Source organism: Phytobacter ursingii, assembly GCF_001022135.1.
Classification (GTDB): Bacteria; Pseudomonadota; Gammaproteobacteria; order Enterobacterales; family Enterobacteriaceae; genus Phytobacter; species Phytobacter ursingii.
Map to the genome: position 1 here is coordinate 1,625,883 of NZ_CP011602.1, position 21,147 is coordinate 1,647,029.

The 21,147-nt window shown below is 52.1% G+C and carries 21 protein-coding genes and 2 pseudogenes; 13 read left to right on the plus strand and 10 right to left on the minus strand.

What is annotated here, in order from left to right:
- Positions 1-278: 278 nt before the first annotated feature.
- From AB182_RS11215 to AB182_RS11240, 6 genes are read left to right on the plus strand one after another with little or no spacing between them, the layout of a single operon-like run.
- The gene (locus AB182_RS11215) at positions 279-2,375 is read left to right on the plus strand and encodes a TonB-dependent receptor (RefSeq protein WP_380081213.1); all 2,097 of its coding nucleotides are present in this window, start codon (positions 279-281) and stop codon (positions 2,373-2,375) included.
- Positions 2,376-2,408: 33 nt separating this feature from the next.
- Entirely contained in the window at positions 2,409-3,320 is a 912-nt protein-coding gene (locus tag AB182_RS11220) for an ABC transporter substrate-binding protein (RefSeq protein ID WP_047373262.1), read from the plus strand.
- Positions 3,317-4,303 (plus strand): FecCD family ABC transporter permease, encoded by a 987-nt coding sequence (locus tag AB182_RS11225; RefSeq protein ID WP_047370157.1) that lies wholly within the window; start codon positions 3,317-3,319, stop codon positions 4,301-4,303. The genes AB182_RS11220 and AB182_RS11225 overlap by 4 nt, the downstream gene beginning before the upstream one ends.
- A complete protein-coding gene (locus AB182_RS11230) occupies positions 4,293-5,324 on the plus strand; it encodes a FecCD family ABC transporter permease (RefSeq protein WP_082137043.1) in 1,032 nt (343 codons plus the stop codon). Before AB182_RS11225 ends, AB182_RS11230 begins: the two co-directional genes overlap by 11 nt.
- Entirely contained in the window at positions 5,297-6,133 is an 837-nt protein-coding gene (locus AB182_RS11235; RefSeq protein ID WP_047370158.1) for an ABC transporter ATP-binding protein, read from the plus strand. Before AB182_RS11230 ends, AB182_RS11235 begins: the two co-directional genes overlap by 28 nt.
- A complete protein-coding gene (locus tag AB182_RS11240) occupies positions 6,120-6,866 on the plus strand; it encodes an IucA/IucC family C-terminal-domain containing protein (RefSeq protein WP_047370159.1) in 747 nt (248 codons plus the stop codon). Before AB182_RS11235 ends, AB182_RS11240 begins: the two co-directional genes overlap by 14 nt.
- Positions 6,867-6,933: 67 nt before the next feature.
- On the opposite strand, the gene AB182_RS11245 is transcribed toward AB182_RS11240, so the two are convergent.
- From AB182_RS11245 to AB182_RS11250, 3 genes are all read right to left on the minus strand, one after another.
- The gene (locus AB182_RS11245; protein ID WP_223883588.1) at positions 6,934-8,124 is read right to left on the minus strand and encodes an EAL domain-containing protein; all 1,191 of its coding nucleotides are present in this window, start codon (positions 8,122-8,124) and stop codon (positions 6,934-6,936) included.
- Positions 8,125-8,126: 2 nt separating this feature from the next.
- Positions 8,127-8,489: a CSS-motif domain-containing protein gene (locus AB182_RS32995; RefSeq protein ID WP_223883589.1), complete on the minus strand. Its 363-nt coding sequence runs from the start codon at positions 8,487-8,489 to the stop codon at positions 8,127-8,129.
- A 308-nt stretch (positions 8,490-8,797) separates the two neighbouring features.
- The gene (locus tag AB182_RS11250) at positions 8,798-9,079 is read right to left on the minus strand and encodes a flagellar transcriptional regulator FlhD (RefSeq protein WP_052958824.1); all 282 of its coding nucleotides are present in this window, start codon (positions 9,077-9,079) and stop codon (positions 8,798-8,800) included.
- An 877-nt stretch (positions 9,080-9,956) separates the two neighbouring features.
- Here AB182_RS11250 and AB182_RS11255 point away from each other — a divergent pair.
- Positions 9,957-10,667 (plus strand): fimbrial biogenesis chaperone, encoded by a 711-nt coding sequence (locus tag AB182_RS11255; protein ID WP_047370160.1) that lies wholly within the window; start codon positions 9,957-9,959, stop codon positions 10,665-10,667.
- Positions 10,668-11,038: 371 nt separating this feature from the next.
- Positions 11,039-11,731, plus strand: coding sequence for a fimbrial protein (locus AB182_RS11260; RefSeq protein WP_167337875.1), 693 nt, complete (start codon positions 11,039-11,041; stop codon positions 11,729-11,731).
- A gap of 62 nt (positions 11,732-11,793) precedes the next feature.
- Here AB182_RS11260 and AB182_RS33000 read toward each other — a convergent pair.
- Together AB182_RS33000 and umuD are read right to left on the minus strand one after the other, a co-directional pair.
- A pseudogene (locus AB182_RS33000) lies at positions 11,794-11,966 on the minus strand (DUF1304 family protein); the annotation flags it as partial.
- Positions 11,967-11,979: 13 nt separating this feature from the next.
- Positions 11,980-12,372, minus strand: a complete 393-nt coding sequence (umuD, locus tag AB182_RS31910; RefSeq protein WP_047373265.1) for a translesion error-prone DNA polymerase V autoproteolytic subunit — start codon at positions 12,370-12,372, stop codon at positions 11,980-11,982.
- Between the two features lie 392 nt (positions 12,373-12,764).
- On the opposite strand from umuD, the gene AB182_RS11270 reads away from it, so the two are divergent.
- The 5 genes and pseudogenes from AB182_RS11270 (at position 12,765) to AB182_RS11285 (ending at position 17,187) form a co-directional block, all read left to right on the plus strand.
- Entirely contained in the window at positions 12,765-13,832 is a 1,068-nt protein-coding gene (locus AB182_RS11270; RefSeq protein WP_047370162.1) for an AI-2E family transporter, read from the plus strand.
- A gap of 189 nt (positions 13,833-14,021) precedes the next feature.
- The gene (locus tag AB182_RS33460; protein ID WP_455430649.1) at positions 14,022-14,120 is read left to right on the plus strand and encodes a protein YdgV; all 99 of its coding nucleotides are present in this window, start codon (positions 14,022-14,024) and stop codon (positions 14,118-14,120) included.
- A 113-nt stretch (positions 14,121-14,233) separates the two neighbouring features.
- Positions 14,234-14,596 carry a multidrug/spermidine efflux SMR transporter subunit MdtJ gene (mdtJ, locus tag AB182_RS11275; RefSeq protein WP_047370163.1) on the plus strand — a complete coding sequence of 121 codons (363 nt, stop codon included), beginning with the start codon at positions 14,234-14,236 and terminating at the stop codon, positions 14,594-14,596.
- Positions 14,583-14,912: a multidrug/spermidine efflux SMR transporter subunit MdtI gene (mdtI, locus tag AB182_RS11280; protein WP_047370164.1), complete on the plus strand. Its 330-nt coding sequence runs from the start codon at positions 14,583-14,585 to the stop codon at positions 14,910-14,912. The genes mdtJ and mdtI overlap by 14 nt, the downstream gene beginning before the upstream one ends.
- 113 nt (positions 14,913-15,025) lie before the next feature.
- Positions 15,026-17,187: pseudogene (locus tag AB182_RS11285) on the plus strand (bifunctional diguanylate cyclase/phosphodiesterase).
- Positions 17,188-17,189: 2 nt separating this feature from the next.
- On the opposite strand, the gene AB182_RS11290 reads toward AB182_RS11285, so the two are convergent.
- The 5 genes from AB182_RS11290 to AB182_RS11305 all read right to left on the minus strand — a co-directional run bounded on the left by AB182_RS11290 (position 17,190) and on the right by AB182_RS11305 (position 21,013).
- Positions 17,190-18,011: a trypsin-like serine peptidase gene (locus AB182_RS11290; protein WP_047370165.1), complete on the minus strand. Its 822-nt coding sequence runs from the start codon at positions 18,009-18,011 to the stop codon at positions 17,190-17,192.
- Between the two features lie 101 nt (positions 18,012-18,112).
- Positions 18,113-18,196, minus strand: a complete 84-nt coding sequence (gene ydgU, locus AB182_RS33465; RefSeq protein WP_090088754.1) for a small membrane protein YdgU — start codon at positions 18,194-18,196, stop codon at positions 18,113-18,115.
- A gap of 91 nt (positions 18,197-18,287) precedes the next feature.
- Positions 18,288-18,683: an acid resistance repetitive basic protein Asr gene (asr, locus tag AB182_RS11295; RefSeq protein WP_047370166.1), complete on the minus strand. Its 396-nt coding sequence runs from the start codon at positions 18,681-18,683 to the stop codon at positions 18,288-18,290.
- Positions 18,684-18,995: 312 nt separating this feature from the next.
- Positions 18,996-19,466, minus strand: coding sequence for a GNAT family N-acetyltransferase (locus tag AB182_RS11300; protein ID WP_047370167.1), 471 nt, complete (start codon positions 19,464-19,466; stop codon positions 18,996-18,998).
- Between the two features lie 59 nt (positions 19,467-19,525).
- Positions 19,526-21,013 (minus strand): carboxypeptidase M32, encoded by a 1,488-nt coding sequence (locus AB182_RS11305; RefSeq protein ID WP_047370168.1) that lies wholly within the window; start codon positions 21,011-21,013, stop codon positions 19,526-19,528.
- Between the last annotated feature and the right edge of the window lie 134 nt (positions 21,014-21,147).

Below are 21,147 nucleotides of genomic sequence, written 5' to 3' on the forward strand. Positions count from 1 at the left end.
TCCCGCCATTCAGGATGAACCGGGGGCACCATCCTCTGTCTTCGCCACGTTATACGCACCCAATAATCCCCCCGGTTTTCGCCGCCCGTGACACCCCTGGTGTCATATCCTTCTGACCATGGCGTCAGCCGTGTCACCGTCAAAAAATCTCATCTCTGCTTTACATTTCATTCATGATATTGATAATCATTATCAAAATATTTCTTATTGTTGTTATTTGTTTCTTTTACGGAATGATCCCCAAACAAGATGGGGAATAATGATTGAGGGTTGTTTGCATGAGATTTTCCCCTTTATACGGCGCGATGGCTCTGGTCTTCACCTCGCCGCTTTATGCGCAGGAAGCGACAAGTCGTGATGATGAACTGATTGTTAGCGCGACACGTACGGAGGGGTCACGTAATGATTCCCCCCAGGTCATAAAGGTCATCAGCGAAAAAGAAATTGCCCAACAACGGCAAATCACCTCAGACACGTCACAAATTCTCAGCAACTTACTGCCGTCATTTTCGCCGCCGCGGCAGAAGATGTCCGGTAGTGGGGAAACGCTTCGTGGGCGCACACCGCTGGTGATGATTGACGGTATTCCACAGTCAAACCCGCTGCGTCCAACCGGACGCGAAATGCATACCATTGACTCGTCGATGATTGAGCGTATTGAGGTGATCAAAGGGGCAAACGCCAGCAACGGCGTCGGCGCAACGGGAGGGGTGATCAATATCATCACGAAACGAGCGCAGCCGGGCAGCGTAAACCAGCATTTCAGCGTCGAAACTACCACCCCTACGGCGGAGTTTGACCGCGATACGCTGGCGTATAAAACCAACTACAGCATCAATGGCAGCGAAGAGTATATCGACTACCTTTTTTCGTTGAGCTATGAAGATCAGGGCCTGTTTAAGGACGCGAATAATCATGCCATTAGCGTTGATAACACGCAGGGTGACCTGATGGATTCCCGCGCATGGGACATGCTGGCTAAGGTGGGGTACTGGCTGGATAACGATCAGCGCATCCAACTCAGTCTCAACCGTTACCGTCTGAAAAATAAAGATAACTACGTTAGCGTGAGGGGAGACCGTGACGCTGGCGTGCTCACCACGTCGGTTAAGGGCAACCCGGAAGGCAGTGCTCCCCATAACGATGTCTGGACTGTGGGCACAACCTACGATAACTACAATCTCGCGGGCATGAAGCTGACGGCACTGGCTTACTATCAGCGCTATGAAGCTTTGTTTGGCGCAACCAACTCTTCATCTTTCCAGGATCCTGCCATCGCGCCCATTGGGACCCTCTATGATCAGAGCCGGGCCTATACCGACAAATACGGCAGTAAAATCGCGCTGACCAGGGATGATATCTGGGATGATCGCATCAAAGCGACACTGGGATTCGATACCCTGTTTGATAGCTCAAAGCAGGATTTGTGGTCAACCGGGCGCACCTATGTGCCGGAAATTAATTACACCGACCTGTCTCCCTTCCTGCAACTGGAATTTGCCCCCGTCGAGTCGGTGAAACTAAGCGGCGGCGTGCGCTATGAGTACGCGCGTCTGAAGATCGATAATTACCAGACGGTATGGGCGAATGACCGTGTGAAAGTGGAGGGCGGAACACCGTCTTTCGACCAGACGCTCTATAACGCAGGTGTGGTATGGACCCCCATTGAGCCGCTCAGCCTCTTTGCCAGCTACAGCGAAGGCTTTACCGTGCCGGATGTCGGACGCGTACTGCGTGGCATCGATACGCCGGGGATTAAACTCAATGATTACAGCGGCCTGCAGCCCATCGTCACTAAAAACAGTGAAGTCGGATTTCGGATACAGCAAGCCCCGTTTGATTTCGAGGCCAGTTATTACAAATCCACCTCGAAACTGGGGAGTCGTGTGGAACTGGTCAATGATGCGTTTGTTGCTCGTCGCGAAAAAACGGAGATTGATGGCGTGGAAATTAGCGCGGGCTACAGCCCCAATGCGGACCACAAACTCACCGTCGCCTGGTCGCACATGCGTGGTCGCTATGACAGCGATGACAATGGCAGCCTTGATGCAAAACTCGATGGACTGAATATCTCCCCGGATCGCATCATCGCCAGCTGGTCAGCCAACTGGAATGCTGAGTTGAGTACATTCCTGCAGGCTAACTGGGCGTTAAGTAAAGAATTTGATGACGCAGAGAAAGATTTTTCCGGCTATGCGCTGGTGGATGCTGCCGTGGGCTACAAACTGCCTTACGGAAAGTTAAATCTCGGCATCTCTAACCTGCTGAATAAGCAGTACATTACCTACTATTCCCAGAGTGCCTCTGTCGACCCGGACCGCTATTTTGCGGGACGCGGGCGCACAGCCACGCTCGGCTACAGTATTGATTTTTGACGCAGACCGCCCCGTTGTGGGGCGGTATCAATGATGATGAAAAATACACTCTCATTTTCTCTGACGCGTCGACGCATACTCCAGTTACTGTTGCTGGGTGTCACCTCACCGACGTTATTTGCCCGTCAACCGGCCATGCCGCGCGTCGTGTCACTGTTCCAGGGGGCGACCGACAGCCTGGTCGCACTGGGTGTCACCCCCGCAGGCATTGTTGAGTCATGGACGGAGAAACCGGTTTATCGCTATCTGCGTCCGCAGCTTTCCGGCGTCCCGCAACTCGGCCTCGAAACGCAGCCTGCGCTGGAAAAAATCGTGTTGCTCAAGCCGGATATCATTTTTGCATCCCGTTTCCGTCACCAGGATATCGCGCCGCTGATGCGGAAAATTGCCCCCGTTGCGCTACTGGATGATGTGTTTGAGTTCAGGAAAACGCTGACGGTAGTGGGCGAAAACCTGGCAATGAAGAGCGCCGCAGGGCTTCTGCTTGAACGCTGGGATGCACGTGTTGCCTCGTTACGAAGCCTTATCCCGTCGCGATTTGATACGGCGAACGGGCCGCAGGTCTCGGTGATTGAAGTACGTCCGGATCATATTCGTAGCTACGTTGCACGAAGCTTTCCGGGCTCGGTGATGTCTGAACTGGGTTTTACCTGGAATGAACAGGCGATGCAGGCGCAAAGCGCATCGTTGCGTTTCTCTGGTATGGAGAATATTCCCTTGCTGGACGCCGATATCTTTTTCATTTTGCTGCGGGCAAATAGCCCGGCGATCGCCCGGCAGTATCAAACGCTAACGGCACATCCTCTCTGGCAGCAGATGCGGGCGGTGAAAGCGGGGCAATTATGGGTTGTGGACAGCGTGCCCTGGAGTTTGTCCGGGGGCATTCTGGGGGCGAATCAAATCCTGAGCGATGTCGAATATGCGTTACTCAGGGGGCGGCGATGAGAGGAAGATTTCTACTCTGTGGTCTACTGCTGGCAGTGATGGCGGTGGTCAGTATGATGACGGGCGCCCACTTTTATACCTTCGCGCAATTAATAAAAGCACTGTCTGATGCGGAGCCGACCAGCGCGGTGGATACCATTATTCGTACTTCACGTCTGCCGCGAACCCTGCTGGCGATGGGCGTGGGGGCATTTCTGGCGGTGGCGGGCGGGTTAATGCAGGCACTGACCCGTAACCCATTAGCCTCACCGGGGCTGTTTGGCGTTAACGCAGGTGCGGCGTTAATGATTGTGCTGGTGGGCAGTTTTTTTGCCGTTATCTCCCCCTGGCTAACATTGTGGCTGGCATTTACCGGCGCCTGCGCCACCGGCACGCTGGTCTGGTTTAGCAGCCGTATCAGCAAAGGACAGCTCAACCCATTGCGCCTGGTGCTGGCGGGCGTTGCCATTACCGCACTGTGTAATGCTTTTACGCAGGCGATACTCGTCGTCGATCAGGAAACGCTCGATACCATGCTGTTCTGGCTGGCGGGCAGTCTTGCGGGTAATGATCTGGCGCAGCTTTACCCGCTGCTGATTCCCGGCGTGTTGCTGGTGGTCGCTGCCTGCCTGTTTGCCGGGCAAATGAACGTACTGAATGCCGGCGAAGAGATAGCCCGTGGACTCGGGCTCAACATCGCCCTGGTCCGGCTGCTGGCAAGCGTGCTGGTGGTTGGGCTGGCCGGCTGCGCTGTGGCGCTGGCGGGCAGTATTGGCTTTGTCGGGCTTATCGTCCCGCATATCGCGCGTCAGTTGTTTGGCAGCGACCTGCGCCAGTCGCTGCCGGCCAGTGCCTTGCTCGGCGCGTTGCTGCTACTGGTTGCAGACATTGCCGCCCGGGTGGTGATTTTGCCGCAGGAAGTCCCGGTCGGGGTGATGACGGCACTTATGGGCGCGCCGTTTTTTATTTTGCTGGCGCAGCGCAGGGGGGAACATGCCGGATAACCAACTCTTCCGTCTGGGGCCATTTTCACGCCCGTTCTCCCGGCGTTTGCTGCCGGTGTTACTGGGGTGTTCACTCCTCACCATGCTCGTGACTCTCGTAGCGCTGAGTATCGGCGATGTGACGATTTCGCTGCCGCAAACTTTATGGCTTCTGTTCCAGCCCGACGACCAACCACAACGTTTTATCTTGCATGAGTTGCGTTTACCCCGCGTGACGCTGGCGCTGCTGGCCGGCGGTGGATTAGGGATGTCCGGGCTCATCATGCAGACACTGGTGCGAAACCCGCTGGCCTCGCCGGATACCCTGGGTGTAACGACCGGGGCAAGCGCCGGTGCGCTGATTTGGCTCTCTTTTTTCAGTCTGCAATACGGCAGCGCATTGATGCCCTGGGCGGCGATGGCGGGAGCGGCCTGCGCTGTTGGGCTAATTTTCCTGCTGTCATGGCGTAAAGGGCTGACGCCACTGCGCCTGATCCTGACCGGTGTCGGTGTGTCGGCGCTGGCGGGGGCGGTCGTCACCTTCGTTCTGGTCCTCAGCCCGCTCACCACCACCTTTTCCGCCTGGGTGTGGCTAAGCGGCAGCGTCTATGCCGCGACCTGGGATAAAGTGCTGAAACTGCTGATGATTTATCTCTGGGCGCTCCCGTTGCTGCTTTTTTTGCTGCGCTACCTGAAAACGTTGCAATTGCATGATGAGCTGGCAAGCGGACTCGGCGTGCGAGTACACCCCCTGCGGGTGCTGCTGCTACTCGGCTGCGTAGTCCTCTCCGGCGGGGCGATTGCGCTGGTGGGGGCTATGGCATTTGTCGGACTGATAGCGCCGCACATTGCCCGACTGGTGGTGCGTAACGGCTTTTTTGGTCAGGCATTTGTCACTGTTTGCGGTGGGGGCTGCATGGTGGTCACGGCTGATCTGCTGGCGCGAACCCTGTTTCGGCCCGCCGATCTTCCGGCGGGGATTTTTGTGGCGCTGGCCGGCGCGCCGTTCTTTTTATGGCTGCTCATCCGGCAGCGAACGTAACTGATGAGGAAAACGTGTCTCTCACAACCCAAAAGCTGAGCATCAGCTACCAGCAGCAGCAGGTGATCGATTCGCTGGATTTAGCCCTGCCAGCCGCCAAAGTGTCGGTGCTCATTGGTAGCAACGGCTGCGGTAAAAGCACGCTGCTAAAAGCTATGGCGCGATTGCTGACGCCGCAGTCAGGAACGGTCATTCTTGAGGGGGCGGACATTCACACCAGTAATACGGCGCAGATTGCCCGCAAACTGGCCATCCTGCCGCAAACGCCCGTTGCACCGGAGGGCATCACCGTGCGCCAGCTGGTCAGCCTTGGGCGTTTTCCTTACCAGAACTGGTTGCGTCAGTGGTCAATAGACGATGAACAGCAGGTGGAGGAGGCGTTACGCCTGACGGGAACCGCAGCCCTGCAGCATCGTCCGGTGGATGCGTTATCCGGCGGGCAGCGTCAGCGGGTGTGGATTGCCATGACGCTGGCGCAGGCGACGAACACCGTGTTACTGGACGAGCCGACAACCTACCTGGATCTGGCGCATCAGATAGAGATTCTGGAATTGTTGCGCGGACTCAACCAGCAGCAGGGCAAAACCATTGTGATGGTCCTGCACGACCTGAATCTGGCCTGCCGTTATGCCGATCATCTGGTGGCCGTACATCAAGGCAGGATATATGCACAAGGGACGCCAAAACAGGTCATGACAGAAACCCTTGTGAGAGAGGTGTTTAATCTGCGCTGTCGGATTATTGACGACCCTTTTTTCCATACGCCATTGTGCATTCCTTTTCCGGGAGAAACGCATGCTGACGAGTGAGGAATATGCGTACCTGCAAAACGTGTTTCGCCTGCGTACGCTCGCACAGGCAGACAGGCGCAGCGTGCCGGGCGAGGCTATCGGAGATGTACAAACGTGCCGGGCGTTACTGGAACGCGTGATGCCGCTGATTGGCGCGCCGGACCTGGCAATTGCCGCATCGCTTTTTGCCAAACGAGTGGCATTTCTCCCATCCGGGAATGTGCTCTATGCAATGAGTGTTTTTGATAAAGGCCTGCCGTTATCACTTAATACCTGTCGGCTGGAATATGCTCACGATGGCGGTTTGTGGACCTCGTCACTGCCGATGGATGTTACTGCGACGGCGTACACGCCGGGAGCGCGTGAGGCGTGGCGTGAGGCCATCATCGGCGCGTTATTCCGAACATTCTTCGCGCCGCTGTGGCAAAGCCTGTCGCAGGTGAGCGGTCTGTCGCAGCATATCCTGTGGGAGAACACGGCTGTACGGGTTTATTCCTTATATCAGGGACGAATGGAAGGACTGACTGTAGAGCAGGAGGAACGCCAACAGGCGGATTTTGCCTGGCTGCTGGAAGGGGCCGAACCGTCACTGTTTGGTCTGCCATGGAACCCGCTCCAACGCTTTCGCCGCCCGCTACAACAGAGCGCGGCGGGAACCAGAGTACGCTTTCGCCGTACCTGCTGTTTTTATTACAAAACGGTGCAACCTGTGGCGTATTGCCATAATTGCCCGCTGTGCAAGGTAACCTGATTCCGGGGACAAGCGCCATCGCGGGAAAAGGGCCGAGACAATGAGCCGCAGGAACGTGCAGCTAACGTTAGGCTACAAGGACGGTACGTAGTTCGCTTAAAGGGACCGCTTTTGTGAAATACCACCCCTGGGCGCAGCACCCCGGTATGTTTTCCTTCAGAAATTGATACTGTATGTCGGTCTCTACCCCTTCGAAAACCACGATCTTAGGCATGTTTTTAAACATCTCTATCAGTCCGGGAAGGATGTGATTATTGATGGATTCTGTCCCTATGGAATCAGTGATTGATTTGTCAATTTTGATTTCACCCACGTCAAGTAATGAAAGCCAGTTCAGGTTGGAATAACCGGTGCCAAAGTCGTCGAGGGCGAATATTATCCCGGTGCCCTTAAAAAGATCCATGGAACGCTTAATATCTTCGGTACCGGAACTTTGCCTTTCCGTAATTTCAAGAATAATTGATTCGCCAGCTACGTTCTCGTGTTGTAACGTGCTCAGCAATTTTTCGCGAAACGCCTCGGAGCAGATATCCGCGCAACTGACGTTAATGCTGAGGGTGATATCACTGCTCTGCAATACCGATGCGCACTCTTTGATGGCATGCTCAACGACATACAGGCTGATTTTATTTATCAAGCCATTTTTTTCCGCAAGCGGAATAAAGATATCAGGACCGATGTGTCCGATTTGTGGATCCGTCCAGCGTAACAGCACCTCGATGCCGGTTATTTTTCGATCTTTAATTTTATATATAGGTTGATAAACGAAATGTAATTCACGCTTTTCAATCGCATTTTTTAGTCGGGCAAGGAGAGATTGATTATGTGCAGTATTATTAACATAAAGGGCGGCAATCAACAGGCCGATGATAAGAGATGCACTAAAAAGAGAGACCAGAAAATAAAGATTGTTTTTGAAAAATAAAGGGAGCGATGTCCCGGCAATAACACAAATGTTATTCACACTATTGCAGGCATGTTCAGTAAAATACAAGTATGAACGTTGTTTTTTATGTTCTACAGATTCCAGTAAATGTGTGTTTTTTCCAATCATAAAAAAATGATTGTCATGTTTGAAATCACCTATAATGGCATCGAAATCCATCTTATTGGCCTCCTCCCAGAAACGCTGGAAGGCAAAAGGGGAGACCGTTATGGCGAAGTTACTGGTATAAAGGACATCTGCCGTAATGTTTTCTTCAATCTGCGCGTCAAAGACCCACGTATAGCTTCCCCGGTTGACCTTATTTCTGAACATATTCAGAGAGAGGGGGCATTCAGTTTGCCCCAGAGGGCCGAACAGACAATTTTCTCGTCCTGAACATAGGCGATATCCTTGATCAGCGGATAAGGCCAAAGCCGTTTACGCAGTGCCAGCACGTACTGTTCGCTGCACGGCTCATAGACCGCAAACTCCTGCCGCAGTCCGTCAATCAGTTTTACTTGTGAGATAAGGCTATTGCTGCGTGCCAGAATGGACTCAGCATAATCTTCCAGTTTTTCATGGGCATAGATATAGTACACCCCCAGGCCTGCGCCATACAGAACGCCGAAGGTTAACACTATAGATAATGCGTAAATGCCGATCCTGTGGTGGATAGTTCTCAGTATTTGCAGTGGCATTGTTGACAACATTCCCCTGTCGTTATGGTTATCCGGCTTGCACGCTTTGCACAGTCTTCACTCTATCTCAGTCTTTGCCCTCTGCCTTGAGAGGTAAACCGTACTTATCGTAATTATCGGCCGTACGGCGCGGGACTTTATCCGTGATTTCTGTAGATTCTCACGACCGTTGTCAACTCCGGTGAAAACACATTGTCAGTTTCACAAAACACAGTTTCGAAGAGTAATGCTAAAAAGAGTGATTCCTGTAAAGATTAGCTTAGTGACAACATGTTCCCTGTCCGTAAATATTAAAAAAGATAACTATTCTAAAGCCCGCGCTGATGAAGGCCATGAGCGGGCTGAGGGTTTTCTTGTTCAGCAAGTGAGGTAACCAGGTTTGACTGCACTTTAATGAGGCACTGATTGGTCTCAGCCAGCGCGAGTATTTGCGTAGCGGTCAATTGCTTAACTGCCTGAATCAGCTCAATGTCCATGTTTAAAAAGCATTCGGCTTGTTTGATATCTTCTGCTGCTACGCGTTGTGCCAGTAAAAGATATGACAAATTAAGGTTGTGAATTTCTTTCAGGACAGAAACAGGTGTGATCATTTTTACGCCGGATTAAAAAACGGAAGAAAGAGTATGCAGTTTAAGAAACCCATTGCCTTATATGATACATGCAAAATACAACTTTCGTGTGAAAATTTACATTATTTTCACAATGCGTTTATATCTGGCGCGAAAATATTTCCAGGATATCATTCTGAGAATGAGTTAATAATGAAAGTCATTCGTGTTGGCGTTACGAGTATTTTGTTTCTATAACAGAAAAATTTAAAGGGCGGCTTACATACCCTTTTCTGTTTTAGATAAAAAAGACTCTGACCGGATTTATCGGGGGAGAAGGGGAGCAGATACCTGCATGTGAACAAACAGATGCCATGCGGAGAGGGTATTCTATGCGCTACAGCTATTATTTCCCTCTGCACAGCACGGAAGGAAACACCGTGCGGGTTTCTCTTTGATGTACCTCGCGCTTTATGTGATCGACAAAAGTGTATGTATTTTTATATTCATGTGGCGGCTGTTTCGGTGCGGAAAAAGGCCATTAATAAAATGAATGCTGATGTAGGCCTGTGGTGTTGAGCTGTGTTAATACACTGAAAACTAAACTATCATTGCCTTCTTGCAAACCCGCGCTGCCAGCTTTGTATTATACATTATCCATTCCTCTGACACTCATTTATTCACTCTTAAAATTCATTTATTCATACAATTTCATCTGAAAAATAAAACTCTTGTGGGTTGAAAAAGTTAGGTGATTTTCAGTAGAATTCGACAAAACAATATTACATCAGGTAATTTCTGCAATCTTAATTTCATGTTGGTTATGTATCGATTGTATTTATAATTCGAATGAATAATATAACGTATTATTTATCTGAATATAGAGGGCTGACATATATATTCCACGGAGGGATATACCATGCAGGGACAGGTCTTTTTTCTCTTCTTTCTGCTTGCGAGTGCAACAGCGCAGGCGGCTGTTCAGTTCGACGGCACGCGGGTGATTTACCCGGCAGCGAAACGCGAAGTTACGCTCGCGCTCACCAATAATGCCAGCGGGCCGCGCTTGTTGCAGGCGTGGATGGATGACGGTAATCCTGATTTGCGTCCCGAAACCGGCAAAGTGCCGTTTATTGTCACCCCGCCGGTGTTTCGCCTGAATGCCGAAAAAGGGCAGTCGCTGCGCATCCGCTTTACCGGTGGCAAAGTCCCACAGGACCGGGAATCGGTGTGGTGGCTGAATGTGCTGGAAGTGCAGCCGAAAACGGAGCGCGGCGCAAAGAACCCGAATCTTGTGCATTTTCCTGTGCGCACACGTCTGAAAGTATTTTACCGCCCGGCGGGCTTACCGGGCACGCCGGGCGGGGCGGTTAACACGCTGCGCTGGCGGCTTAGCCGCGAGGCCGGCGCAATGAAAATCATCTGCGAAAACCCGTCGGCGTTTAACGTTTCACTGGCCCGCATCAGTCTTTACGCAACAGATCGGCCCAATGAAGAAGTCAAAGGCATGTGCCTGGCAAAGGGCAGCGCAGCCTTTACGCTGGAAGGCACGGAAACGGGGAAAGTCTATTTCACGACCATCAGTGATTATGGTGGTTTTGCCCGGCATAGTGCCGTGTACACAGGTTAAAGGGAATTAATTATATGTTACACAGGGGAGTGGAGAACAATATGAATAAATTCATTGTTATTCTTAGACTAGTAATTATCGTTACATCGTGTTTGTTCAATTTTATAAGTTATGCGGGCTGCAACTTCAAGCCGGGGCACAGTCGCTACGATTATAGTTATTCTATTGACAGTACAATTGCATCTCTTTCCGTGGCAAGAAACCAGCAGCCTAATACAAAATTGGGGCCGGCGATTAGTTTTCCGAACGGAGAAATTGTAGAATTTAAATGTAATCCTAAGATAAATTACATAATGATAAGATATGGTACGCCTATGACCGAGTCTCCTTATCCCGGTATTTATAATACCAATATTTCTGGGATAGGTATTATGGTATGGACCGAAGTTTATCCCCCCAATATAGTTGTGAAGAATAATCTTGGTTCCTACCACCATGGTTTCGGAGACGGTTTTTTTGAAGCTGCACAGCACTTTCTTATCAAAGCTCAGTTGTACGTTACCGGCCCGATCGGGGATGAGGCTGATGCTCTGGATTTGAATTTTACGATTGAAGGCTGGAATAATACCACCAGAAATTCTACTGAAGGGGGAGTGGAGTGGAGCCGACTGACCATCACTGGCCACGTCCCCGTTACCGTCAAATCCTGCGAAACCCCCGATATTCTCGTTGACCTGAAAAAGCACAGTAAACCGGATTTCACGACCGTTGGCTCGACCAGCGCCGCCACGCCGTTTAACTTTGAAATCAAAAAATGCAGCAAAGATATGGCAGCGGTGAAATACACCTTTAAACCCGCCGCGGGTATTAACCTGGTAAACCCGGGCGCCAGTAACCAGCACGTCACCCTGCGAACCGGCTCCACGGCAAGCGGGGTGGGGGTGCAGGTACTGTATGCCAACGACACGCTGGTGCCGTTTAATACCGCAGTGAAATACACGGGCTATAACGCCTCGCTGGGCGGCGACTATGTTATCCCGATGAAAGCGCGCTTTATCCGCACCGGAGAGGTTACTCCCGGCACGGCGGAATCTGCGGTGGAATTCACGATGGCGTATGAATAATGTGGGCGACAATCTGAGCGTGGGGCCGAGCCGTAAATACGTCCTGGATGCGATGTTGTATTCACGCTGACCCGGAAGAAAAGCCTGAACTGTAAACCGCTATTGTCCAGCCATAGCCTCCACAGCTAAAAAACCGTTATATAACTCCTGGCTGGCGGCCATTACCCCGACTGCCGCAGGCGAAATCGGCGCTCAGGTTAAAGGCCTTGCGGCCTGTCTGGATATCCCACAAAAACGTGCGCCCCTCTTCACGCCCGCACGCTCGCCGCACGAACGTGCAGGGTGCGCCGGGGCGTCGTGATGATGGTCGTTACGACGCCGACAATATGTGCGCCTTCCTCTTCATCAATATATACCGTGCGATAGTTTTCGTTCTCCGCCACCAGTCGCGGCGGCGAGAGACGCAGTCGCCGGACGGTAAAACCGCTCAGCAGGCGGGCTACAACGATATCGCCATCCACCGGCTGCAGGCTGCTGTCTACTAACAGTAACGATCCGGGCAGGATCGCCGCGCCGCACATGGCATCGCTGGCGGTGCGCAGCACATAGGTTGCTGACGGATGGCTGATCAAATGTGCCACCAGATCGATCGCCCCTTCGATATAATCCGCCGCCGGGCTGGGAAAAGCGCTGGTTGTCATTGCATGTTGCTCCCACGTAATAACAGGCACAAGGCTGCCTGACAAACCTGTCGACGTCCTGGTAAAAGTGAGGCTTTCGCCTTTGATACATCCATGGTGACTGTTTTTATGTATTACTGTGTTTATATACAGTATCGTCAAAAAGACGTATCGATCAAGCGGCCCGGGCGCGATTTTTGTGAAGAGGTTGATGGCACAAGGATTTTTGTTATTTGCTGAAAAAATGCGCATCCCGGTATTTTCCACCATTGCCTGAGCATCGGGACTGTGCGACGAATAAGGGAAATGATGATATTTCGGCTGTGACGTATTATTTCGCGGCGGCAGTCGTTTTTTACATTCAGGGGGCCAGCCACTACACTTAGTGGCAGTTTAACCATTGGATGGCGAAGATGACGGCATTGAAAACTCATAATTTCTTTTTTATCGTTCTGTTGTTGCTGGTCAGTGTGGCATTTTTCAGCCTGATCCAGCCGTACTATGCCGCTATTATCTGGGCTGTTATTCTGGCGCTTATTTTTTATCCGTTACGGGTGAAATTAACCGGCTGGTTGCGGGGGCGTGATGGTATTGCCTCGCTACTGACCGTACTGCTTATCTGTGTGTTAGTTTTTATTCCATTGATGATTATTGTCACGTCGCTGATTACAGAAACTAATGCGCTCTATCAACGCTTGCAAAATAACGCCACGGACTTACCGCAACTCTTTACTGACAGTATTAGTTATCTGCCTGGCTGGGCACAGGGATATTTGCGTGAAAATGACTTTGACTCCGTGGGGGCCATTCGCGAAAAATTATCCGGCGTGGCGCTGAGCTCCGGGCGATATCTGGCTGGCAGTGCGGTGATTATCGGTAAAAATACGCTGAGTATTAGCGTCAGTTTCTGTCTGATGGTCTATTTGCTGTTCTTTTTACTGAAAGACGGCTCCCGGCTGGTACGCAGAATCTTTACGGCTATTCCACTGACGGACAAAATTAAACGTCGCCTGTTCCATAAATTTGCCAGCGTCTCCCGGGCAACGGTAAAAGGGACGCTGGTGGTGGCAATTGTGCAGGGCGCGCTGGGGGGCTTTGGTTTCTGGTTTTCCGGCATTAACGGTAGTTTGTTGTGGGGTTCGCTGATGGCGTTCCTGTCGCTGATCCCGGCGGTCGGCACGGCGCTTATCTGGGTCCCGGCGGCTATTTTTCTCTTCTCCACCGGGGAAATTATCACCGGTACTATGATGTCGCTCTATTTTATCGTGGTGGTGGGGCTTGCTGATAATATCCTGCGGCCATTATTAGTCGGCAAAGATACCCGAATGCCCGATTATTTAATTTTGCTGACCACGCTTGGCGGGCTGCAATTCTTTGGCATTAACGGTTTTGTCCTGGGACCCATGATTGCCGGGCTATTTATTGCATCCTGGAATTTACTCGCCGAGGACCGGGCACTGGCAATGAAATCGGAACCATAATCTGTATCGCCGCCGTAGATATTTTCCTGCGGCGGCAGCGATTAACTTTCTACAAGCCGGGTAACCGCGGGTAAAGAAGTGAAAAGAATTTGAGGAAAAACAGGCTCTGTGGTAGAAATAGAGCGTGTTTTACTACTGAGGACAATCGCTCCGCCACGATGAGAAGCAATGTGCGGATATTGTAATTTTATGGATAATTTGTTCAGGACGTTCATCTCTGGCTTTTCCCGTCTTACTTCTTCTGCCCTTTTGCTTTCCGGCGAACAACACTGGCGCTCGGCGCTATAGTCTTTTTCTCCCTGCTTAGGCTCGCGTAAACCACGCGACTTTCATTTTTACCCCCTGGGTTTTCCGTTATGGAAGGACCCTGCACAATTATATTCTCAAGCAGGAGAAGCATGATGATTTACTGGGTATTATTAGCGCTGGCCATTGTGGCTGAAATAACCGGCACATTATCAATGAAGTGGGCAAGTGTTACCGACGGATACACCGGTTTTATTCTGATGCTGGTGATGATTGCACTGTCATATATTTTATTATCATTCGCAGTGAAAAAAATCGCTCTCGGCGTGGCCTATGCGCTGTGGGAGGGGATCGGTATTTTACTGATCACCTTGTTTAGCGTCGTGCTGTTTGATGAAGCGCTCTCCCCACTGAAAATTGCCGGACTGATGACACTGGTTGCCGGGATTGTGCTGATCAAATCGGGTACCCGTAAAGCGGTCAACACACCGCAGGAGCGCCGCAATGCAACAGTTTGAGTGGGTTCATGGTGCCTGGCTGGCGGCGGCTATTGTCCTGGAGATCGTCGGCAATATTTTCCTTAAATTATCAGCGGGTTTTCGTCATAAATTATACGGAATTGGCTCGTTGGCGGCAGTGCTCGCCGCCTTTGCCGCGCTGTCACAGGCAGTGAAAGGTATAGATTTATCAGTTGCCTATGCGTTATGGGGCGGGTTCGGTATCGCTGCGACTCTGGCGGCGGGCTGGATCCTCTTCGGCCAGCGCCTGAATAATAAAGGCTGGGCAGGGGTTATCTTACTGATTGTGGGTATGATACTAATAAAACTCGCCTGATGTGATCGCTGCCCTTATCAGGGGCAGCGAAATCCACCGACTGTATTACGCTTAGTTAACGGAAGTCCTCAACCGGCTGTTTTTCCTGTTAAGGATTAAGAGGGAGGCAGTGTATGTTGAACCCATTTAGCTGGCGGAATATCCCGAATGCCAAAACCCTGTTCGTCATGATCTTCCTGGCGGGCATTGGGCTTATTTTTTCCATCGTCGCACTGCTCTACCTTTCATTGCATCTTATCAGTAGCAAAGCCAACGAAATTGATGAACATCGTACCGCTCTGTCGGTGCAGGGGGCGATTCAGACCTCGGTGAATCGTGTGCGCTCGCTGGTGATTGATAACGCCGTCTGGGATGATGCGGTGCGGGAGGCCTACCGCTCACAGCTTGATACTCAATGGCTCTACAAAACCTGGGGCGAGGGGTTTAAAGTCAATAATCTCTATGACGGTACCTTTATTCTTGATGAGAATTTTAACGTCTTATGGGGAACGTTTCACAGCACGAGCTTTACAGAGCATTCACTCGACTTTTTTGGTAAGGGTTTACAAACTCTTATCCATAATAATTCGGCCTCGCTGGTATCCAGCAATGAAATTTATGCCGGGATTACCCGTACCCGCAACGGCATTGCATTTGTAGGGATTGGCCTTATCCGCCCGATGGTGGGGAATTTACAGGTTAATGATAATACGCGGCGTTATCTGGTAATCACCCGCCACCTCAATACACAAATCCTTAAAGAGTTGGGCGATACATTTCAGATTGCTGATTTAGCGTTTACGGAACAGAAGCAGGATGAATCCGCCGTGCCGCTGGAAAGTTCGGCGGGGGAAGTACTGGGCTGGCTAAACTGGTCGCCGCGTTTGCCGGGCGCAGAGGCTGCCGAGGCGGCCTCTGCCAATATTCGTCAAATCGCCCTGCTGGCATCGGGATTGATCCTCCTGTTTATTCTCCTGAGCAGCGCCGGGCTGTATAAGCTGGCGAAAGGGGAGAAAATTGCTCGCAGGATTGCCTTAACCGACTGGCTGAGCCATCTGCCGAATCGCCGCGGTCTGATTGAACATCTCGATAAACTCGCTGCGCAGGGCGATACCAGTATGATGAGTGTCGCCTTTGTCGATCTCGATGGCTTCAAGGATGTGAACGACATTTACGGACATGACGTTGGCGACCGCCTGATCCGAACCATCGCCCAGACGCTACGGGAAAAAGTACCCACGCAGGGGATGCTGGCGCGGATGGGGGGGATGAGTTTGCCATGACCATTGGCGGCCCCTGGGCAGAGGAGCAGACTGCAAGATTTGCCGAGCGTGTACTGGCGTATTTGAATAACCCCATTCAGGTGGGAGAGCGGACAATTCATATTGGTGCCAGTATTGGTATTGCCAGCGGCACACTGGTGGAGTGCACCAGTACTGAGCTTTTCCGTCGCGCTGATATTGCCATGTACCACTCAAAAAGCCTCGGTAAAGGACGCATCACGCACTACGATGCGGCGCTGAACAGCGCCCGCGAGTGGCAGCTACTGATTGAAAATGATATCCGCAGCGGGCTGGAGCGCGGTGAGTTTGATGTCTGGTATCAGCCAATTGTGGATGCGCGTACCCTGGCGATGACCGGGGTCGAAGCGCTGGTTCGCTGGCCGCGGCGCCCGGCCGGGGAACTCAAACCCGAGGATTTTATCGTGATTGCGGAAACCAGCGGTCTGATTTATGAGCTCGGGCAATTTGTTCTGCGCCGCGCCTGTCATGATCTCCAGGCGTACAGCGATTTAAAATTGTCGGTGAATATTTCCCCGGCGCAATTTCGCGATCCGGATTTTGAGGACAAGGTGGCGAAGGTGCTCATAAGCACTCGTTTCCCGGCGGCGCGCCTGCAACTGGAAGTGACCGAAACCTATGTCCTGGAAAACCCGGAGCGTGCGCATATCGCCATTACTACCCTGAAAGCGCTGGGCATGTCGGTTGCGCTGGATGATTTTGGTACCGGTTACTCCAGTATTGGCTATCTGCGCCGCTTTAATTTTGAAACGATCAAAATCGATAAATCACTCGCCGGGCTGGTGGATGATGACGAACAAGCGTCGGCACTGGTGAGCGGTACTATCCGTATTGCCAGCGCGCTGGGAATGATGGTGGTGGCGGAAGGCGTGGAGAATGAAAAGCAGATGAAGATGCTACGCCTGGCCGGCTGCGACCAGCTACAAGGTTACTGGTTTAGTGAGCCCATGCCGCTGGAAGACATCTTGCACTTACGTCGCCAACGGCAGGGATGACCTTACTCTTTTGCCAGCGCTTCGAGTTTGTCACGAAAACCGGTTACCGAGATGGCCCGGTTATCGGCGCGCCAGCGATCTTTGGCCGCAGGGGCGGAACTCTGCACCGCAATAAGCTGCCAGCCTTCGGCCGTTTTCAGCATCAACGGCGAGCCGCTGTCGCCGGGCAAGGTATCGCATTGATGAGACAACACGCTGTTTTGCGCCCAGCCGGTAACCACGCAATTTTCGTGGCTGTACAGCGTGTCCAGATGATCGGCCGGATAGCCCGACTGCGTGACTTTGCGCTCAGCCACTTTTAGCGCATCCGTTAGCGCCGCTTTATCACCCACAAACAGCGGTAACGGCGTAATGCCGGACGGCGGGTTGCGCAACACAACCAGCCCAAAATCCCAGGGGGCGGCAGACGAAGGCACAATCCAGCCATCGCCATCAGGTTTCAGCCGCTTACCCAGCGAGGGGTCGACACGCCCTTCGATACCGTGGATTTCATAGCGCCAGGTCCCTTTCTGCGCAACAAAACGCAGCGCTACCGCTTTATCCGGTTTGCCGTTGGGCGGCGTCAACAGACAGTGCCCGGCGGTTAAGGCCAGATGCGGAGAAATGAGCGTCGCGGTACATAAGTTGCCACTGGCCGTTTCCAGTTGCCCAATTGCATCCCAGGGCGAACGGGTCGGCGTGGTCACACGAACGCGATCGTCATGGCCAAAGAACAGCGTCTTGATCTGAGCCGCATCGATGGTGTCATCATCACCTTCGTCGGCATGTCCGTAAGCAGAAAAGAGAAAAAACGATCCCAGCAATAGCACAACGGTTTTTCGCATATCACACTCTGGTGGGGTAATTATGATTATTTAATGTGAACCCGGATTTATAAACTATAGACGGGGCGAGAAAAAAGTGGGAGCAAAATCAGCGTGCTACATCAGGAAAGAAAAAGCCGAAGGGCAATGAGCGCGCAAACAATTAGCATTAACAGGATGAACTCAAAACGATAACGTCGCAGCATAGGCCCTCCAGAGAAAAACGGCGCTTCACCTCAGGGTTCAGCGCCGACGATTTACTCAGCCTGTACAGCAGGCGGGGTATTACACGGTAACTTATGCAGCCGGTTGAGCAGCTGGTTTAGTTGCAGTGTGTTTTACGTGTTTTTTATGGTGTTTTTTAGCAGCCTGAGCTTTCTGCTCTACAGCCGGTTTAGCGGCAACTTTTTTGTGGTGTTTTTTCTTGGCAGCCTGAGCTTTCTGCTCTACAGCTGGTTTAGCGGCTGCTTTTTTGTGATGTTTTTTCTTAGCTGCCTGAGCTTTCTGTGCAACGGTTTTTTTCTTGTGAACTTTTTTCACATGAGTGGTTTTAGCCGGAGCAGCAGCCGGAGCAGCAGTTGTGGTGGTAGCAGCAGGAGCAGGTGCCGCAGTTGTGGCCGCAGTATCAGCAGCGAACGCAACAGAAGACAGACCCATAGCAGCGGCAACAACCAGAGCTAATACTTTTTTCATTCTGATATCCTCGAATTTGGTTTCATCGTTCAACCCCACTGCGGGGCCGTTGAAGAGACTATACCCACACCGATGCGCTCTTTCCGTGAGTGATTGGTTTCGGCGTGTAACGGGATGTACAAACGAGCCGGGGGTCACAGCTCAGGGTTGCTGCGAGAATGAAAAAGTGTTTATTTTCAGTTGATTAAAATTATCTTTATCAGCTATCCAATGTACATCCGTAAGGTGGATGTCATCATTATTGCCGCAATGACGCCAAAAAAGGGGCTGAAAGACAGTGAGGACACCAGACGCATCACCCCCTGGCAGGATTTAAAGCAATTTATTCATGTTATAGCCGGTGACCTGATAGCCATTAGCTTCATAAACTTTTTTGGCATGTGCATTTTCGGCAGCGACGCGTAATTTGATTTGCCGGATACCCTGGCCCGTGAGCAGAGCCTCCAGGCTTTGCATCGCGCGGCTACCGAGTCCCTGACTGCGAAACGCGGGTAGAAGGTAAAAATCATAAATAAATGCCGATTGATCCTCCGTATTTGCCCGATACCACAAGTAGCCAATCTGTTGTTCGCCGCCGTTGTCCGTATGCACGATGCTTTTCAGGCTTTGACCTTGCGTTTTCTCACCGTCAGGCAAGCTGGCGGCGATTTCCCGTTTTGCCTGCGCTACCGCCTCCTCCTGGGATAAGTGATAATTAGCGGCAATTTCCTCAGCATAGTCAGGAATAAAATAGGCCAGAAAACCTGCAAAATCCGTTTCAGACATGGGGTGAAGCACAATCATATTTTGCCTTTCAGAGTGTGAGCCGGCACAGATCAGCGTGCGAGCTGTGCCGGGGACGATTACAAATAACGTGTCGTCAAATGCTGACGGAAATAGCGGCTGTTCAACGCCTCGCCGGTAGCCTGTTCAATCAGCTGTGAGGTGGAGAAACGGCTGCCGTGCTGCCAGATATTCTGTCGCAGCCAGTCAAACAGCGCGGAAAAATCGCCTTGCGCGATGGCATCGTCGAGTCCTGGCAGTGCGGTACGTGCGGCCTGGAATAATTGAGCGGCATACATCGCGCCCAGTGTATATGACGGGAAGTAGCCAAATCCGCCATCCGTCCAGTGGATATCCTGCATACAGCCGTTACGGTAGTTGCCTTCGGTGGATAAGCCCAGCCACGCCAGCATTTTTTCATTCCACAGGGCAGGGATATCGTCCACTTCTATCTCGCCATTAATCAATGCCCGCTCAATTTCGTAGCGCAGGATCACATGGGCCGGATAACTGACTTCGTCGGCATCGACGCGGATAAAACCCGGTTTGACCCGCTGGTTCCAGGCAATAAAGTTACCCTCTTCAAACGCGGGTTGTGCGCCGAAACGTTGAATAATCGCGGGCAGCAGACGTTTCAGGAAGGCTTCGCTGCGACCAAGCTGCATTTCAAAAAACAGGCTTTGCGATTCATGGATGGCGGTAGAACGCGCCAGCGCGACCGGTTGCCCCAGCCACTGACGCGGCAGGTTTTGTTCATAACGAGCGTGCCCGGTTTCGTGAACCACACCGAAAAGCGCGCTGAGCAGTTCATTTTCATCATAGCGGGTGGTGATGCGGACATCTTCCGGCACGCCGCCGCAGAACGGGTGCGCACTCACGTCCAGCCGCCCGGCGTTAAAATCGAAACCGAGGAGCGTCATTGCTTCCAGCCCCAGCTCACGCTGGGTAGCGACGGGGAAGGGGCCGACTGGCGCGATCAGCGTTTCACGCGACTGTTTGTCAACCACACGCTGCAGCAGGTCCGGGAGCCAGGATTTCAGGTCGGCGAACAGCACGTCCAGACGGGCGCTGGTCATGTCCGGTTCGAAAATATCCAGAAGGGCGTCATACGGCGAGCAACCTTTCGCCCGGGCGCGGATCTTCGCCTCCTCGCGGCTGAGTTTGACGACCTCTTTCAAATTGGCGCTAAAGCCGGTCCAGTCGTTCGCCGGACGCTGAGTGCGCCAGGCATGTTCGCATTTGCTGCCCGCCAGCGCTTTCGCTTCAACCAGCGACTCCGGTAACAACGCGGCCTGCTGGTACTGGCGCGTCATCTCACGCAGGTTTGCCTGCTCAACATCATTGAGATCCTCGGAAAGGGCATTTTGTAGCCATTCACCGACCTTTTTATCGGTCAGAATTTGGTGCTGTAACACACCCAGTTCAGCCAGCGCTTCGCCACGGGCGGTGCTCCCCCCCGGCGGCATCATGGCGAACATGTCCCAGCCAGCGATGGCGGAGAGGTGTTGAAACCGGCTCAGACGAGTGAAGGTGCGGGTAAGGGATTGATAGTTTTGATTGTTATCCATATTGCCTCTGCAAGCGAGTTCGGAACGATGTTAATGAGAGTACAGAGATTCAGGCCGTTAGCAACGGACAAAAAAGTTATGCGCTGGTTTATGGGGGGCAATGAACAACCGGCCTGAGCTCGGGTACAGAATAA